General features: G+C 35.5%; 17 protein-coding genes and 1 pseudogene. 5 read left to right on the top strand and 13 right to left on the bottom strand.

Translation table 11 applies throughout. The annotated features are described in order from the left end of the window. Positions 1-4: 4 nt before the first annotated feature. The 8 genes from A9996_RS13875 to A9996_RS13840 are packed head-to-tail and all read right to left on the bottom strand — an operon-like array spanning position 5 to position 6863. Entirely contained in the window at positions 5-859 is an 855-nt protein-coding gene (locus tag A9996_RS13875) for a DUF4138 domain-containing protein (RefSeq protein ID WP_066436218.1), read from the bottom strand. Continuing rightward, positions 856-1785 (bottom strand): conjugative transposon protein TraM, encoded by a 930-nt coding sequence (gene traM, locus A9996_RS13870; RefSeq protein ID WP_066436215.1) that lies wholly within the window; start codon positions 1783-1785, stop codon positions 856-858. The genes A9996_RS13875 and traM overlap by 4 nt, the downstream gene beginning before the upstream one ends. Then, a complete protein-coding gene (locus A9996_RS13865; RefSeq protein ID WP_066436212.1) occupies positions 1775-2389 on the bottom strand; it encodes a conjugal transfer protein TraK in 615 nt (204 codons plus the stop codon). Before A9996_RS13865 ends, traM begins: the two co-directional genes overlap by 11 nt. A gap of 11 nt (positions 2390-2400) precedes the next feature. Beyond that, entirely contained in the window at positions 2401-3243 is an 843-nt protein-coding gene (locus A9996_RS13860; RefSeq protein ID WP_066436209.1) for a hypothetical protein, read from the bottom strand. A 2-nt stretch (positions 3244-3245) separates the two neighbouring features. Further along, positions 3246-3827 carry a conjugal transfer protein gene (locus tag A9996_RS13855; RefSeq protein WP_066436268.1) on the bottom strand — a complete coding sequence of 194 codons (582 nt, stop codon included), beginning with the start codon at positions 3825-3827 and terminating at the stop codon, positions 3246-3248. Positions 3828-3870: 43 nt separating this feature from the next. Then, positions 3871-6273 carry a TraG family conjugative transposon ATPase gene (locus A9996_RS13850; protein WP_066436207.1) on the bottom strand — a complete coding sequence of 801 codons (2403 nt, stop codon included), beginning with the start codon at positions 6271-6273 and terminating at the stop codon, positions 3871-3873. Beyond that, on the bottom strand, positions 6260-6544 hold the full coding sequence (locus A9996_RS13845; RefSeq protein ID WP_066436204.1) for a hypothetical protein: 285 nt from the start codon (positions 6542-6544) through the stop codon (positions 6260-6262). The genes A9996_RS13850 and A9996_RS13845 overlap by 14 nt, the downstream gene beginning before the upstream one ends. A 31-nt stretch (positions 6545-6575) precedes the next feature. Beyond that, positions 6576-6863 carry a hypothetical protein gene (locus tag A9996_RS13840; RefSeq protein ID WP_066433187.1) on the bottom strand — a complete coding sequence of 96 codons (288 nt, stop codon included), beginning with the start codon at positions 6861-6863 and terminating at the stop codon, positions 6576-6578. 189 nt (positions 6864-7052) lie between these two features. Here A9996_RS13840 and A9996_RS13835 point away from each other — a divergent pair, with 189 nt between their 5' ends. After that, positions 7053-7685 carry an N-acetylmuramoyl-L-alanine amidase family protein gene (locus tag A9996_RS13835; RefSeq protein ID WP_066436201.1) on the top strand — a complete coding sequence of 211 codons (633 nt, stop codon included), beginning with the start codon at positions 7053-7055 and terminating at the stop codon, positions 7683-7685. 104 nt (positions 7686-7789) lie between these two features. Here A9996_RS13835 and A9996_RS13830 read toward each other — a convergent pair whose 3' ends face one another. The 4 genes and pseudogenes from A9996_RS13830 to A9996_RS13815 all read right to left on the bottom strand — a co-directional run bounded on the left by A9996_RS13830 (position 7790) and on the right by A9996_RS13815 (position 10694). Beyond that, the gene (locus tag A9996_RS13830; protein WP_066436199.1) at positions 7790-8452 is read right to left on the bottom strand and encodes a P-loop NTPase family protein; all 663 of its coding nucleotides are present in this window, start codon (positions 8450-8452) and stop codon (positions 7790-7792) included. Beyond that, positions 8436-9264, bottom strand: a pseudogene (locus A9996_RS13825) (hypothetical protein). The gene A9996_RS13830 and the pseudogene A9996_RS13825 overlap by 17 nt, the downstream one beginning before the upstream one ends. Positions 9265-9267: 3 nt before the next feature. Continuing rightward, a complete protein-coding gene (locus tag A9996_RS13820; RefSeq protein WP_066436197.1) occupies positions 9268-9552 on the bottom strand; it encodes a helix-turn-helix domain-containing protein in 285 nt (94 codons plus the stop codon). 305 nt (positions 9553-9857) lie between these two features. After that, the gene (locus tag A9996_RS13815; protein WP_066436266.1) at positions 9858-10694 is read right to left on the bottom strand and encodes an RteC domain-containing protein; all 837 of its coding nucleotides are present in this window, start codon (positions 10692-10694) and stop codon (positions 9858-9860) included. Between the two features lie 288 nt (positions 10695-10982). Between A9996_RS13815 and A9996_RS13810 the strand changes: the two genes are divergently transcribed. After that, complete coding sequence (locus A9996_RS13810; RefSeq protein WP_066436195.1) at positions 10983-12686, top strand: helix-turn-helix domain-containing protein; 1704 nt, start codon at positions 10983-10985, stop codon at positions 12684-12686. An 85-nt stretch (positions 12687-12771) separates the two neighbouring features. Here A9996_RS13810 and A9996_RS13805 read toward each other — a convergent pair whose 3' ends face one another. Next, positions 12772-13674 (bottom strand): IS1595-like element ISGal1 family transposase, encoded by a 903-nt coding sequence (locus A9996_RS13805; protein WP_066430526.1) that lies wholly within the window; start codon positions 13672-13674, stop codon positions 12772-12774. A gap of 147 nt (positions 13675-13821) precedes the next feature. Between A9996_RS13805 and A9996_RS13800 the strand changes: the two genes are divergently transcribed. From A9996_RS13800 to A9996_RS13790, 3 genes are all read left to right on the top strand, one after another. Further along, entirely contained in the window at positions 13822-14298 is a 477-nt protein-coding gene (locus tag A9996_RS13800) for a helix-turn-helix domain-containing protein (protein WP_066436192.1), read from the top strand. Beyond that, a complete protein-coding gene (locus A9996_RS13795; protein ID WP_066436189.1) occupies positions 14298-14756 on the top strand; it encodes a hypothetical protein in 459 nt (152 codons plus the stop codon). Before A9996_RS13800 ends, A9996_RS13795 begins: the two co-directional genes overlap by 1 nt. A 398-nt stretch (positions 14757-15154) precedes the next feature. After that, complete coding sequence (locus tag A9996_RS13790) at positions 15155-15616, top strand: hypothetical protein (RefSeq protein ID WP_066436185.1); 462 nt, start codon at positions 15155-15157, stop codon at positions 15614-15616. The last annotated feature ends 189 nt before the right edge of the window (positions 15617-15805 follow it).

Genomic DNA, 15805 nt, shown 5'->3' with positions numbered 1-15805 from the left:
AGTATCAGTTTGGATTATTAATATATCTATGTGATATTTTCAATTCAATATTACGTTCGCCATCTTTTTCGTTCAGTTCCAAAATTGCCCTGCGGTCATTGGATAATGAAAACTTGGGCATAACATAAACGAATCGTACCATTTCATTTTCTACAATTTTATTAGGCAAATTATACTTAAAAAGAGGTTCTTGATTCAGCCGCTGTAACGATTTCCTTTTTCCTTTTTGTCTTGTTTCAACCGAGAGCTTCAAGAAATTCAAATCATAATCTAAAGTAGAATTATTCTCGATTTGGATAACGAAGTAGAGAGCTGACTTATCAAAAACAACATTTTCAACACTTAAAATGATGTTTTCTTTCTGTTTCTTAATCCGCCCGACGTGTTGTTTTCTGTCAAGGAGATAAGTACAGAATTTCTCATAGTAATATTCTCCATAATCAACACTTTTCTCAGGAGTTTCAGTCTGAATTGAATCCTTCACTTTTGGTTTTTCATTCCCAATACTACTGGATGTTGGAATGAAATAATTAAGCTTTGAAAGCTGTTTTTTATACCTTACAATATACGAAAAAATCGAACCATTTCTATTGACTACCAGAAGATTACTTTCTTTTCCCGGCTTTGCTTGTAGCAGTCCGAAATACTGTTCTTTTTCACGGTTGTAAGTAAACACAAAATTATCTGAACCTGTTATTCCTTGTCGAATGGGTTCAGGGAAAAAGAGGGCGACGTTTTTGGTGTCATTGGCATAGATAGTGTCCATATTTTTAGTTGTTTGCGCTGTAGCTTGTGCAGTGCAAGGTCGAGATGCAAAACTGCAAATTAGTATAGCTGATATTAAAATAAATGTTCTCATAGCTTTGGTTTTAGAATTAGTTTGTAGTTGTTCAATATGGTCACTTTTATTTTGCGATTTCTACGTTTAAGAACCTTAGTTATCCCGCCAACTTGCGGGACAGTTGGGATGTTGATATCATCAATAATATCACTCAGAACCTCGTTGGTTGCCTCAGCGCGAAAATTGTTTTCAACATAAATTCCTTCACTGCCATCTTGCAAATCGAATGCTTTAAGCTTTGTGGGATGATGATTGATATTTTCAATTTCAATCAAAGCACGATTAGGCTGAAATCTTATGAATCCAAAAACAAGAGTATTCTTTGGCATCATTTTACTGTTGATTGTTGCAGCTTTGGTTAGTCGCATTCTCAATCTAGTATTCGCCTGTACTACTTGGTCGCCATCGACCACCACATAAATAGTTTCGTCTGTATTACCGATTATTGAAATCTCATTAGGTCTTGGTGAAGCAGCGAAAAAGAGTTGATGTTCCAAACCAAGTTCCTTGGCTTCAATTTTTTGCTCTCTCTTTATTTCAGCTGAATCAATTTGCTGTACCTTGTTTCGAGTGGCTCTTTTTTCTCCAATATTTTGATACCGCTTTTCTGAATATTGGATTCTTCCTGAATCGTAAATGCTATCTACAATGCGTTCTTTTTCACGTTTCGGAATATCCGGATCATAAAATCCTAAAGAGTCGATCAGTTTCTCATTATAAATACTCGGAGCGTTGGTTTCGCGAACTTCCTTCAAATCATTGATGGCATCCAATTTTGAGTTGTACTCCTTTTGGTTTTCTTCCAGATCGGGTATCAAGGTTTGCTCGAGGTTTTTACTATCACTTTCATCACCACCCATTAACATAACAGAATAGGAAATCAGAAATATGAAAATCACGGCCAATACCGCTACGAAGACAATTTTATTTTTTTTAACTTTCATTATTCAGTTTTTTTAAAGTGTTTTCAAAGTAATTGGTAATCAATAATCCGTGCGGATTGTTTGGGAAGTTTCGGTCAACCATAATAAGATTCCCGGTAGAAATCAATTCATAGGTGTCGACTATTGACCCTCTGTTGATTTCAAAAACCGTTGTTGTAGTAAAACTATATGAACCATTATTTTCGCTTAATTTGGAATCGATGCTAAGTACTTTTTGGACCAAGGAATACTGCAATAATCGATTATAAACTCCATTAGCCTTTTTCTGGCGGTACAGGTTGTCAACGGAACTATTACCTAGCCAAAGTGCTTTTTTTAAATTACTTTCATAGTTGCTAGCATCTATGTTATAGAAGTAACTGTGGAAAAGCTCTAAATGTGATAAAGCTTCAACCCTGAAATTTTCTTTTTGGGTAACAAGCTTCAGCGGAATGATACTGCCATCGGTATTGATTGCAAACGCACTATTCAGTGCTTTTCTATTCGTGCTAAATGCCATCCAGATTGACAAGGTGCTGGATAGTAAGGCACAGATAACAACTGCCAAAACGATAAATCTATTCAATTTCAAGACGTTATAAATATTCTTATATGGTGTTTTCATTATTTCTTAAATTAGCTAGTAAATAATCTGAGGGTGAAGGACGTGGCGCGTCTGTATAATTTGAATTTCAGAAATACAATGAAGCCAACAGATCCAAGCTGTACAACAGGAGCAAAAAAGCCTTGACCTACATCTGTTCCAAAAAGGTTTATCCAGAAATTTGTATTTATTTCGGTATAGATTGCATTGATAAATATGTTGACCAGAAAGAAGGCTGGCACGAGCATATAAACCGCAGCGTATAACTTGAAAAACGAGTATGCAAGTGATCGGAACTTTTCAAATACCGCCAAGCTTATTACCAATGGGAAAAATGCTTGCATAATGCCCAATAGAAAATAACGTTCTGCTAGAAACAGCGGGTAAATAAATAAATCCAAAATCCAAAGAAAAAAGCTTATTATAAAAGCCAATATCTTGAAGCCATATAATGGCGTTATTAAGGCTTCATATAGAAGTGTCATAGCGGCTTGTGCGGCTTCTATGAAATTGACATCTTCTTCTATAGGGAGGTCTTGCATTTGCAATGGAAGTAGAGCAGGAGCGGTGGCACGATATTGCCCTTCAATTGCGACCAGGATGCCATCAAAGAATCCTAATACTTGCGTTGAGAATATTACCAATAGGACTATTGCAAAGTTTTTAGCAAGTTCACTCGGAGTTAATCCCCATGTGTAGCCATCTTTATCGGCAACACCTTCATTATATTTTTTGAGAATATTGACCAGAAAAAATAAAACAGCAAGCGTCTTCATTCCTGCAATGGTGTATTGCGAGAAACTACTGTTCTTTATCGTTTGGAAAACCGTATCGATATATTCCAATCCTATTCCTAAAATGAAAGTTGCGGTCATCTTTAATATTCGGTTTCGCGGTTATTGATTTTGTCCTGCATTTTTCTAAATGAAATGATATCCTTGTAACGCTTTATTCTAGTTGTAATATTGGACACCATTTCCCTAGATTCCAGTTCTTTCTCTTTTAGAATAGCTGCACGCTCCGCATCGGTCATTTTTAAATAGTCGCTCGACAGAATCTCATCTATAAAATCCAGCGTATCCAACGAGTTTTCAACGATCGCAGTGAATGATTGTGACACCCTTGATACTTCATCAGGTTTAATGTAAGGACTGTCTAAAATGTCCCTCAGGTCATTTTGCACCACATTAATCAGACGTTGGTTGTTCCTTCCAATTTCACGAACAGCTTTTAATTGCTTGACCACATCGTTGACCTTTTCAATGTTCTCCTTTTGGGTTTTTAAGAACTGAACGGTCTTGATAATGTTTGCGGTCTGCTTTCCAGATTCTATCAGTTGTTTTACCAAGCTGATAAAATTGGTGTTGTCATAGGTAGGCATTCCCTGGGCTTCACCAGCCAAGCTAAACAGAAGTGCCATTACTAGGATTAATATTTTTATTATACTCACGGACTTCATCTCGTTAAACTGGTTTTGAATTTTCATTACGTTTTTCATAGTATTAGGATTTAGAAGTGAATTCGATGATTGCTTTTTTCATATCGTGATGTTTCTCGTAGAGCTTCATTATTTCTGCATTTTCTTGACCATCGGTTAGATAGGCGGCATAAACTTCCTTCGGAACTTCCAGCCTGAAAATGTTGCTTTCCTTTCCAATTTTGATAAACATTTCGGTATACTTCCGTGGACCGGAAAGATTGTTTTTAATAGACTTTAATTGGTTCAAATCGTGGGTTGAGAGGTTTAGTCTTTTAACCAGTTCATCATAGCCCTTTTCATTGTTGAGGCTATAAATGACCTGCGTATTTTCAAGTATGCTTGCAGAAGTGGAATTATTCGGAAGCTGATTGATGGATTGCAGAATAATGCCAATGGCACCGTTTTGTTTACGGATTGCTTGATAGTAGAACTCTACACTTTCCAGTACGTTTTCAAACTTCAGTTGTTTGGCAAACTCGTCAAAAAGGATGATGCCTTTCTCGGCACGGTTTTTCCATATGGTTCTTTGGATCGCTGACTTTATCAGCTTCAACATTACAGACAAGATTTCCTTGTTGTCCTTGACTTCATCCAGTTCAAAAACAATCAGTCTTTTGTCCTCGATTTTATAAGTCTGGTCTTCACTTACCTCAAAAAGAAAACTATATAGACCATCTCCAACGTATTCAGACATGACATGCAAGAAGCTCGTGACGTTAAAATAGTCGGGATGGATTTTAAGGGTGTCCAAAAGATCTTCTTGGTTCCTTTCTATAAAATTATAGAAGCCTTCCAAAGAATAGTTCACTGAAGTGCTATCATAATAGTGACGCAGGATCTTTTTGACGGAAACCGATTGTGCCTTGGTCACTTTAAGGTCTGAAGCAAACAATTCAAAAAGAAATATTGATAAATCTTCAAGACGTTCAGGAGCTAAGTCAGATATGTTGCTTATATAAAATGGATTGATACCCAAGTTCTTTCCGCTCTCATAGCGTAGTACGGTATACTGTTCAGGATAAAGTTTTGCAAATTTGGTGTAGGAGCCGCCGAGGTCGATTATTACCAGACGCACGCCACTTTCAAAATATTGACGAAGAATATTATTGGCCAGAAAGGACTTGCCTTCACCTGTAGGAGCAAAGATGGCAAAGTTTCGTGCTTTAATGCGTTCTTTGTCTTCGTCCCAAACATCTTTTAGAATAGGAATATTATATTCACGGTCGTTAAAGATGATTCCTGTTGCATCCGATTTGTAATTGGTGTTGTTGATGAACAAACACAGGGCATGTTTCAAATCGGTAACGTATAAATCGTTATTTGAAAAGTTGGAAGAGAAGCAGCAGTAACTGTTCAATATATAATTCTTGCGTTCTTCGCCTTGGGGATAGTATGGAATGATGTCCAACTCTTTGAACTCTGTTTTGATCTTCGAGGTTATTCTATCCAGCTCTTTGGGATCTTTTGACCAATAGACAATATTGAGATGACCACGGATGATACGTGAGCTGTCATCTGCATTGATTTGGTCAAGGATGTGCTGTATTTTTCCAAGAACCAGCTTGTTCTGTGATCCAAAATTGGAACTTTTGTTCAGTTCCTCAATTTTTTTATCGAGCAGCTTGCGCCATTTTTGCTTGTCATCCAAATATAGGATTTGGTTAACGATGCGATTCTCATTAAGCGTAAGCCCTAAACCATCAATAAACCCTTGATGAAACACAAAATCGTCAGAAGTGAATCTCTCATTGGTTTTGCTACTCTGTACACTTTCGCCAAAGCACAGTTCGCTATTGATGGCCAGGGCATCAAAATGGTTTTCGCCAATAGTGACGCTTTTCTTATCCAATAAAATATCGGTATCAAAACCCTCATTAAAGCCATTAAAATAGGCACTTGTAAGTCGTATAATCTCTTCTGGCCTAAGTGGAAGGAATGTCATTTTTCGGCTATTGTTAATGAAAGAAACAGAATCGCTTACGGTGTTGGCAAACCTTTTAATGGTATCATCCAGTTCCTGTACTATGCCTTTTTCAATTTTCCGAAAGGGATTGACATATTTTTCATTATTGAGGGCTTTATTTTTGGTCAAGATGAAGAAGAGATAACAGTTGTGCTCAATATGTTCACGACCTTTAAAATGCTCGTGCGTAGCCTTTTCCAAAAAAGTGCTGTTCGGAAGTTTTTCAGACGAATAAGATTTTTTTAGGTAGACATCCTGTTTGTGGACCACAGTGCCAACGGGAAGGGATTTCAAAGCCTGGAACCAAGCGCCGTGCATGTCCTCAAAGTCTTTTTCAGAAAGGGAATAGATTTCTGGTAGATCTCCCTCATAACATAGGACTATGTTACCATTATTGGCAAACACGAGGTTGTCCTGAATATCCGCAATGGGTTGATATGCTGAAAGGTTAATCTTGTCCATAATCAAAGCCTGAATTTCTTTTGTTACTGATGATGCTAGGGAAGGCCTTGGCCAACTGAAATAGTTGTGGATTGTTCGTAATCCGAATCAAGCCAATGTAAAGGGCTGCATTAAAAATTAAGATGCTTATAATCAGCGCGAAGCTAAATGAGAAGATGATGACCAATAACGAACCAAGTATGGCAACCATCATTAGCGCAAACAGGGAAATGGGCAGTCCAAAAATAACTGCCCGTTTTCTGATGTTTTTATAGACCTCGAATTTCTTCATACAGCTTGGTATTTAAATCCCTCTTAGAGGGTTAGACCACGATTCCTATGAGATAAGTGAAGATTCCCACGACTGCACCGGCAATCAGAACGAATATGAGAACCCTTGTGATTCCTTTTTTCATATCTGCGTTTTCTCCAAAGAAGTGCCCGGCGTTAAAAAGGAAACCTACAAGGAAGATGACGCCCAAAATGATTGGGAAAATAGTTCTGATAGTATCAGAAACGTCACTGACCGAATCTTCGATGCCCCCGATTTGAGCAAATAGCGAAGTGGATAACAGTGACACAAACGTTGCTAAATAAAGTGATTTTTTCATAACGGAAAAGTTTAGATTTTTGATTCATTTTCGTTATTGGAAATTTACATATATTTGTTTATAAAACATTGAAAATCAAATATTTGTGAAAAAAATAATGTTTGATTTAGTTTGAATTCAGTTGCTGTTATTTGGCATCAAATTCTATGAGATTTTGGAGCAGAGTTATTGACAACCAGAAAATTGGAAATGAAAAAAGCACTCAAAAACGTCAGTTTTGTCTTTTTGCTTCTAAAAATGTGCTTCATTTTTGGACAAGAAACGACAACCCAAAAACGAATTGTAATTGATGTTGGACACGGTGGAAAAGATTCGGGTGCGATCGGAATAAATGGGATTCAAGAAAAAGATGTTGTACTAGATATCGCTCTTGAAATTTTGAAGCTAAACGAAAATTCAGAAATGCCACTTGATATCTATTTGACAAGATATAGCGATACATTTATTTCCTTACCACACAGAACGCAGCTGGCCAAAGCTTTGAAAACGGATGTCTTTATTTCCTTGCACTGTAATCATTCAAACAATCCAAACGCAAGAGGGATTGAGGTTTATGTAGCCAACAGGACTTCACAGAATTCCGATCATTCCACCTGGTTGGCCTATCAATTTCAAGCGCAATTCAAAAAGCAATTGGGTTTTGAGAGTCGGGGAGTAAAGTTCTCAAATTTTCAGGTGTTACGAGAAACGGTTGGCTCTTGTCTTTCGGTGCTTGTGGAATTAGGTTTTTTGAGTAATTGGGATGAGAGTGGCTATTTTTCAAACCTTCAAAATATCCAATTAACTGCGGAAACAATTTTAAAAACCCTAAAAAAAGACTAAAGCGATGAAAGAAATATTTTTAGAATTAACTAGGAATTTGAAGGAAATCACAGCACAACTTTTTTCTGAGTTGATTGATTTGCTCAGATCTTTCCGAAGGTGAATCACTTTCTCTTGTCGCCGGCAGACTCATCAAAATCAATGATATTAAATAATTTTCGCATTCTGCTGCGAACACGATGGCCATAGTATTGTTCCAATTCGTCAGCATCAAGATTTGTAGTCGCGTGGGTTTTAATCCGTTGTTTTGACTGTATGAAAAGCTCATATCGGGAAAGCAGAACTTCACCCATCACATTGAGATCCTTGCCGTAGAATCTTCCCATAGGCTCAATCCCAAGATCATCGAAACAGAATGATTTTGTATTTCCGTAATCTTCGACCGTTTTAAAACCAAGATGGTTAAAGCTGAAGACAATGTTTCTGCAAGGTATGATCTCGTAGGGTCGTTGGGTTGGAATAATATAACGCACTAATGTCATTAAAGTAGTTTTTCCACATCCTACCGGTCCCGAAAGAAGAATGCCCTTCCTTGGATCTATATCATGCTTTTGACAATTTTTTTGGTCTTTGATAAAATAATAGCAAAGTTTATGAATGATATCTTTGTCTTCATCATATATTCTGAATTGGTCTCCAAAGAGGAGCTTGCCCTTGGCATTCAAATAAATCAGAATTTTGTCAAAGTCATAGAGAACTCTGTTGCCATCAAAGTCGCCAAGCGAATATTCAATGTCATCTTCGATAATTTTAGAGGGGTTTTCCATAATTTTTAGATTTAGTGGTACGCAAGTTGTCCGTGATTTGGGACAGTTGATTTACGTTTGGTTTGTTTTCTTGGGAATACAGCTCCGATCTGTCCATCCAATTTGCAGCCAAGGCACGCCAATCTCGAATGGATTTTCCGTCGCTCGTTTTCCAATGTCTAGATTCATAATACTCGAAGAATTTTTTTCCTTCATCAGCAGTAAAACTTTTTTACTAAAAAAAAATTAATAACTGCCTGCCAGCCCTTTGGTTGTTTTATAATGTTTTCTTGTTTGGTATTGTTTATATTAGATCCCATTTTAAGTCCTGTGGTGGGACTGTAGTGTCCCATTGTTGGTTCATTAGTGGGACTGTAGTGTCCCAAGGAGGTATCGTTTTTGGGACTGTATCTTTCCGTTGTGGGACTGTACCTTTCAATTGTGGGACTGTAGTGTCCTATAGAAGGTTCAATTTTGGGATTGTACTGTTCCGCAACCTGTTTCAATATGGGACTGTATTGTTCCACAACAGTTTCTTCATCCGTCCCGAAAATAAACATCTTAATTTTGCTTCCCTTGTAAGGGCTTTTTGAAGGGGCATAGGACAAATATTCCCAACAGTCCAGATCTTTCATGCATCTGTGGTAAGTTGATTTTGAGCCAATTTTAGAGGCTGTCATCAAATCTTTTCGGCTCACCGTGAACTCATCCGCAAACCGGCTGCTATTCCAATCCAGAAAAAGGGCCATATACAGACTGATGTGGTTGGGGTTTAAGCGGGCATCACAAAAGAACTTTTCAAATGCAGCATTGAGTAGCTTGATGTAGTTCATGACCTAGGATTTTAGAGAGTGCTGAACACGGTTATTGGTCAAGATCTCTTGGATTTCCTCAGCATCGTAGTAAATGATTCCGCCAACTTTGGTATAGGGTAGGGTGCCATTGATGCGAAGATTTTGTAGCGTGCCTGGACTCACTTGAAGGAGGTCCATTACCTCAGTGGATTTGAGATATCTTTTCAATTTCCCCTTGGATTGTTTTGTTAAGAGGTTTTTAATGTCATCGAGCAGTTCCATTTTGAAATCTCGAAGATCGTCGGTGGTAATAATACTTGTCGGCATAATAACATGGTTTTGTAGAAAGGGACTATCGCATTGCTGTCAATCATTTTGATAGCCCCTGACTTGATTTGACTTTCGTTCTACAAATTTGAAAGGTATTATTGGATTTTATTCCCCATCTCGACCGTAGTACGGTTAAAATTTAACATTTTGAAATTTGATGTGTTTTGCGTCAAATTGATGTCTGTTTTTTCAGATTATGACATCAAATGAATAGAAATAAAATGGAAATTAGCGTAAAATGGGATGAGCGTAGGTAGACCGTAGTACGGTCTTTTTACGTTGAGAAAATTGAGATAATATACCTACTCTTCACTCTTGCCCATCTCTGATAACAAGCATATACTGAGCTCATCAAGAAACATGGTTCTGCTGTTCTTTCGATTTTTAATATCCTGATAGGTTTTGTAAATATCCTTGGGTGTAAAATCGAAAACTTCCTGCATATTTTTGGATATGTCAGTAATACTTAGCCTGTTTTGCTTTGCAACTCCAGCATAAGAAAGCGCATAGACAAGTTCGACCCAGTCGGTGTTTGTAAAAGGCCAGATCAATTTGTCCATTTTGAGTAAAGGAATCTCAGTAGCAACAGACTGGAATTTTAAATTGTGTAAACGACCATCCAGATAAGTGGCCAATTGGGTATACGCTTTGATTTTGCTTAAGAGCATATCTCTGGAAGTCGAAAAATCTTTTTCCTGGAAATAAAAATCACTGCAAATCAGATGATTCGTTTCCAAACTATCCCTAGTGTAATATTGCGTGTCAAAATGTGAATATCTACCATTTACATAGTGTTCAAACTCCAAATTACGGTTGAAGAATCGGTTTAGTTTATTGATTTTATGTCTGAGGTATTTTTTTTGACAATCGATATTTGCTTTGGGAAATTGTATTTCAAATGAGCGAATCTCTGAAAAATAAATCAAAGGTGTTATTGCCTTGGGTTTGACATTTTTAAAGAAATTAATTTCATCTAACGTATTTTCAAACCCTTCCCTTAATAATAAAGCTCTCAAATCTTTCAGGAAACCATGGCACAATTCAATGACCACGGTGGACTTCTCGATAATATTAGAAGAAGTTATTTTGATAGTAGCAAATTCCCTTTCAAAATTTTCGCATAGTGAGGTCGAATCCATAATTTCCAAGTCTTTGTTTTGAAAATATTCCACAATGGGTAAAATAAATACGATTTTGACAAATCATATTGCTAATAGCTGAATTAAATTGACAATTCAGTAAATTAGAGAGTAACAATTAATTTGGCATTTATTGTGTCAATGTTGTCTGATGACCAACCAAAGATTAATAACAAAGATTTAATCTTAATTTATCTTTTGCAACACGTTGTAGGTGAGATTTATGAATTGTTTGCTGAAATTTATAAATTTCAACATATTATTTGAACATTAAATATAATTTGTAAGATGTTTGAGCTTAAGAATATATATGATCTTAAAATCTTCTGTTGGAGAGATGGATTTATCTTTTTTTTAATTGCCTTAGCTTTCAACAGTATTATAGCACAAAATAAACCTAATGAAATATCGCAGACCAATAGTTTTGATGGTCTTCGTCAATTGTTCAATGAACTACCTACTGATTCATTGTACACAAAAAGATTTATAGCCAAAATTTACTTGCAGAGAGCAAAAGAGGATAATGATACAATTAATATCGGAAGAGGTTATTATTTACATTCAGTTTTAATGGATGGGCCTTTGAAAGCAAAGCGATATGCTGATAGTATTATATTGTTTACTAAAAACAGTAATGATTTTTCTTATCCAGCAGCCGGTTATTTCCTAAAAGGATATTGGTGCTATGAATTAAGTCAGTACCAAGAAGCGTTGGATAGCTATCTCATTGGCGACTCGATTGCAAAAAAAAGAGGCAACACATCTCAGTCTGCAGGATATAAAAGAATGATAGCACTATTGAAAAATAGGGCGGGCGACCATAGGGGAGCACTAAAAATTTATTTAAAGGAAATTGATTCATTGAACCTGGTCAAAAGCAAAAGCTCAGCCAATTATTCAAATTACTTAAATATACTTTACAATACTTCATTGACCTACATGCGTTTAAAACAACTTGATTCCGCAAAATTATATTCTGTAAAAGGTCTGAATGAGAGCTTAGTCAAGAAAGATAGTATCGTCTATTTTGAATTTATGTATAACCTAGGAGTAATTGAATATTTATTGGGAAATGAAAATCAAGCCTTGATAAATATTGATACGGCCATACCTTATTTGGACGATTACTCCCAGGCAATGGCTAATTATTATAAGGGTAAAATAGCTATTCATAACCAGTCAGAAAGTGATGCCCATCAATTTTTTAGGATTAGTGATTCGATAGCTGGACAATTGAACTATACATTTCCAGAGTTAAGATCTATTTACGAGTTTAAGATAGATTATTATGAAAAAAATCTTGATTTGCAGAGCCAACTGCTTTACATAAATAAATTGTTAAAATTGGACAGTACATTATATCGTTCCAAGGACTTGCAATTACAGATTGAAAAAAAATATAACCGTCCTTTATTAATTCAAAAGAAAGAAACAGTAATAAACGCATTACGGGATAAAAATAAATTTGCAAAAATTATCAATTTACTACTTGGGACAGCAACTGTAGTCCTGATTTCAATGGTTGTTTGGTATAGGATTAGACAGAGGAAATATTTGGAGAAATTTAAAATTCTGATTGAAAATGATAACGACATAAATTCTCAGAAACTCAAGAATCGCCGGGTTTCAGATATGATTCCGCTAGATATTTATAATAATATTGCAATGGATTTAGAAAAATTTGAGTCCCAAAATCAGTTTCTCCAACCTGTTACTTTGGTTGAATTGGCCAAAAGACTTGATACCAACTCAACTTATTTGTCAAAATTCATAAATATCCATACCGGAAGCAACTTTAGTCAATATGTCAATAAATTAAGAATTCTCTATATCGTAGAGAAGTTGAAGTCAGATTCAAAATTAAGAGCATTTACAATAAAAGCCATTGGAGAAGGAATCGGTTTTGGAACCACTCAATCTTTCTCAAAGGCCTTTTATCATGAAACTGGGATTTATCCGTCTTACTATCTTAGAAAATTGAATGAGAATTAGTCTGAAAATACAATTCTCACTTGTTATTAGCTAAATTGTAATTATCATCAATATTTTCAAAAAGTTGTGTTTTATTTTAATTGAGTTACACACTTACGTGCTGTTTTATTACTTGTTGATATATCGGTTTTTTGGCGACCATTCTTTCAATGGTTTTGTGAAAAATGGTTTCTTTGAACTGTGACCTGTTTATCCTAAAACAGAACTCATCGAAATATCTCTGTACATGCCATTTGCTTACATGTGTTGGAATTGCCCTCAACCAAGATTTCAGCTGCATTATAACAATATGCATTTCCTTGAAGTTCTTGCCGCCTGCACTGTATTTCTGTTCAATATTATAGTCTTTCATCAACGGTGCATACCCTCGCCATTTATCTGTTACCACTTTGGCGGTCGTACTGATATGCTCTTCGAAGATTGGCGTCAGGGATCTCGCTGAATAATCCTCGATCGATCTTACGTAGACCCTTTTGATTTTGTGCTTTTTGTCTAGCTCCACCGCTATCACTGCCTTTTTCTTCTTGGAGTCATAGCTCCGGCCCTGTTTGCCCTCTTCTTTTCCACCAACCGTGAATTCATCCACATGGACAATTTCCGACAATGGATATTGCTGGCTGCTCTGCATGGCTATCCTCACCTTCTGCATAAAATACCAGGCAGTTCCCTGTCGGACATCGAAGCGCTTCCCCATCTGGACACTTGACACGCTCTTCGTGCTGGTGGCCATCTCGAACACGATGCAGAATGCCTTATGGAGCCCGAACTTAACTTTGTGGAACAATGTATTTGCCGTGGAGCTCTCCACATGCTGACAGTTATAACATTGATAGGTGTATCCCGCTTTTGCACATCCTTTGGTGTGTCCACATTTCATACATTTAAAACCATCCTGCCATTTTATTTTAGCCAAATAAGCCTTGCAGGAATCATCATCCGGCAATTCTTTTACAAAGTTCAGTATATTTTGACCCTTAAACACATCCATAATCATTATATTTATTGGGCGCAAGATACAGAACTTAAATGATTAACTCAATTAAGCAAATTACAAATCACACGGGATTACCTACAGGATGAAGATGACGAGAATTTAGAATTTGTGGAATTAAATTAAAAAACCTAAAAAATACCAATGAGTATTAACAACATAAAAAACAGACTTAAAGAATCTTCAAAACAAGATAATACTTGGATTGAAAGAGCTAAATATCGCAAAGAAAATAAGGCTTGGCTTGATATTTCTTTTGCTATTGCTGTAAAAATAATGTCTGCTATTAAAGCAAACAAAGCTGCTAATGTTTTTCCAAAAACTCAAAAAGAACTAGCGGAAGCAATGAATTGCTCACCACAATATGTTAATAAACTCTTGAAAGGAACTGAAAACCTTCAATTAGAAACCATTGTTAAAATTGAACAGATCTTAAATATTACTTTAATTGAAGTGCCTGAATTTCAAACAACAATCCAAGTTCAAGTTGAGCAATATAGAAAGTACATTAAATCTGATGAATTAGTAAGCGTTGAATCTAGTTTTTTAAATTATGAGGAATTGTTTAGTTCATTTTCTTATGAAAACGAGCCTGATAACTGTCTTAAATTAGTTGCATAATGTCTGAGGAAAAAAATAAGATCGGTTTTGCTTTAAAAAAAATAACTACAGAACAGTTTGCTATTATTGAATCTTCTTATAAAGAAGGTGATTTAGTAGATTTAAAGGCTGGATTACGATTTGGGATGAATTTAGATAACAGGATAATCTCTGTAATGTTTTCAGCCAATCTAATTCAAGAAAAATCACCTTTTTTAGTTATAGAGGTTGGTTGCCACTTCAACATAACACCGGAAGCTTGGGATAGTTTCTATAACGAATCTAAAGCTGAATTAGTAGTGCCTAAAGGGTTTATTGGTCATCTAGTAATGTTGACTATTGGAACTACACGAGGTGTTTTACATAGCAAAACAGAGAACACGCCATTTAATAGTTTTTTACTTCCAACATTAAATGTTAACGAATTAGTTAAAAAAGATGTTGTGTTTAAGGTTGAAAGCATTGAGGAAAGAAGCTGATTTTCTTAAAATCCAGTTGCTAATAATGAACTGAGGTAAAAACTACGTTTTTATTCATAACTTTTCTAGTCCTAAAGCTTCACACCCCAAATTCACTTCCCAGCAAAAAGACGCCGCCAAGTTCTCACTTTGAGCTAAAGCTTTATCGGACTGTAGTTTGGCTAAATCTGGTGGATGGCCGTAACGCACCAAAATATTTTTAATGGTACGCCTTATTCTGGCATTGAACTTTTAGAGAACATACTATATTATAAACGATTAATCACTCCTGAAAATTGAAATAAACACATATTTTGAACAGTGTCAATAGGGTATTATTTCTTCAACTAATTAAACTCTTTATAACAATTATGTCTTCTAGGGGTTAAGATTTTTTAAAGAGTTATTAATAAAATAATATGAGTACAAAAAGAGATATAAATAGAATAGTTTTTTATTCGAAAGACGATGCGACTACAATTCCTAATCTGATTAAAGCTGAGAAATTATTAAACAATTTCAACTCTAGACAAAATTTCACATTTAATGATCTATTTGAATTCTACAATATAAAGTTATACTTTGATAATGAACTTTTATTATCAAAATGGAGCACATCTGACAAAGAAAACTATTTAGAGATAATAGAAAGAAATTGGATAATATTAAAAGAAAGGTTGCTGAAGATCACTGATCAAAACGTCGAAAAAGCATTAGGAGAATTAGGATATAACTACACAAATAATTTTTGGGAGTTAATAAATAAACTAGCTATTTACAAGAATATTTCGCATTCAAAATTCAAGACTATTCTTAATGATTATTCTTATCAAGTAAATTATATACTTTCTCAAAAAAATATTGTTGAAAAATTTACATAAAGAAATTAGGGGATTTCTGCTGACATATAAAGATTCGACAAAAATTTTATTATCCCAATTTGAAGAAAAAAAACCGACAGAAAATCTCATAAATACTATTTTCCAAAAAGTTTGAGTTTATCGGATAAAGAGAGCATAATAAATACTTACTTGGATAGTGAAAATCCAATTTAAATTACTTAAGATTAG

It is taken from the genome of Gelidibacter algens, assembly GCF_001678675.1.
In the GTDB taxonomy this organism is placed as follows: domain Bacteria; phylum Bacteroidota; class Bacteroidia; order Flavobacteriales; family Flavobacteriaceae; genus Gelidibacter; species Gelidibacter algens.
Note: the sequence above shows the minus strand (reverse complement) of the source record. Positions and strands in the feature narration are given on the sequence as shown.

Coding starts and splice junctions, on each gene's coding strand:
- A9996_RS13875 (WP_066436218.1), bottom strand. CDS start 859: ATGAGAACATTTATTTTAATATCAGCTATACTAATTTGCAGTTTTGCA.
- traM (WP_066436215.1), bottom strand. CDS start 1,785: ATGAAAGTTAAAAAAAATAAAATTGTCTTCGTAGCGGTATTGGCCGTG.
- A9996_RS13865 (WP_066436212.1), bottom strand. CDS start 2,389: ATGAAAACACCATATAAGAATATTTATAACGTCTTGAAATTGAATAGA.
- A9996_RS13860 (WP_066436209.1), bottom strand. CDS start 3,243: ATGACCGCAACTTTCATTTTAGGAATAGGATTGGAATATATCGATACG.
- A9996_RS13855 (WP_066436268.1), bottom strand. CDS start 3,827: ATGAAGTCCGTGAGTATAATAAAAATATTAATCCTAGTAATGGCACTT.
- A9996_RS13850 (WP_066436207.1), bottom strand. CDS start 6,273: ATGGACAAGATTAACCTTTCAGCATATCAACCCATTGCGGATATTCAG.
- A9996_RS13845 (WP_066436204.1), bottom strand. CDS start 6,544: ATGAAGAAATTCGAGGTCTATAAAAACATCAGAAAACGGGCAGTTATT.
- A9996_RS13840 (WP_066433187.1), bottom strand. CDS start 6,863: ATGAAAAAATCACTTTATTTAGCAACGTTTGTGTCACTGTTATCCACT.
- A9996_RS13835 (WP_066436201.1), top strand. CDS start 7,053: ATGAAAAAAGCACTCAAAAACGTCAGTTTTGTCTTTTTGCTTCTAAAA.
- A9996_RS13830 (WP_066436199.1), bottom strand. CDS start 8,452: ATGGAAAACCCCTCTAAAATTATCGAAGATGACATTGAATATTCGCTT.
- A9996_RS13820 (WP_066436197.1), bottom strand. CDS start 9,552: ATGCCGACAAGTATTATTACCACCGACGATCTTCGAGATTTCAAAATG.
- A9996_RS13815 (WP_066436266.1), bottom strand. CDS start 10,694: ATGGATTCGACCTCACTATGCGAAAATTTTGAAAGGGAATTTGCTACT.
- A9996_RS13810 (WP_066436195.1), top strand. CDS start 10,983: ATGTTTGAGCTTAAGAATATATATGATCTTAAAATCTTCTGTTGGAGA.
- A9996_RS13805 (WP_066430526.1), bottom strand. CDS start 13,674: ATGGATGTGTTTAAGGGTCAAAATATACTGAACTTTGTAAAAGAATTG.
- A9996_RS13800 (WP_066436192.1), top strand. CDS start 13,822: ATGAGTATTAACAACATAAAAAACAGACTTAAAGAATCTTCAAAACAA.
- A9996_RS13795 (WP_066436189.1), top strand. CDS start 14,298: ATGTCTGAGGAAAAAAATAAGATCGGTTTTGCTTTAAAAAAAATAACT.
- A9996_RS13790 (WP_066436185.1), top strand. CDS start 15,155: ATGAGTACAAAAAGAGATATAAATAGAATAGTTTTTTATTCGAAAGAC.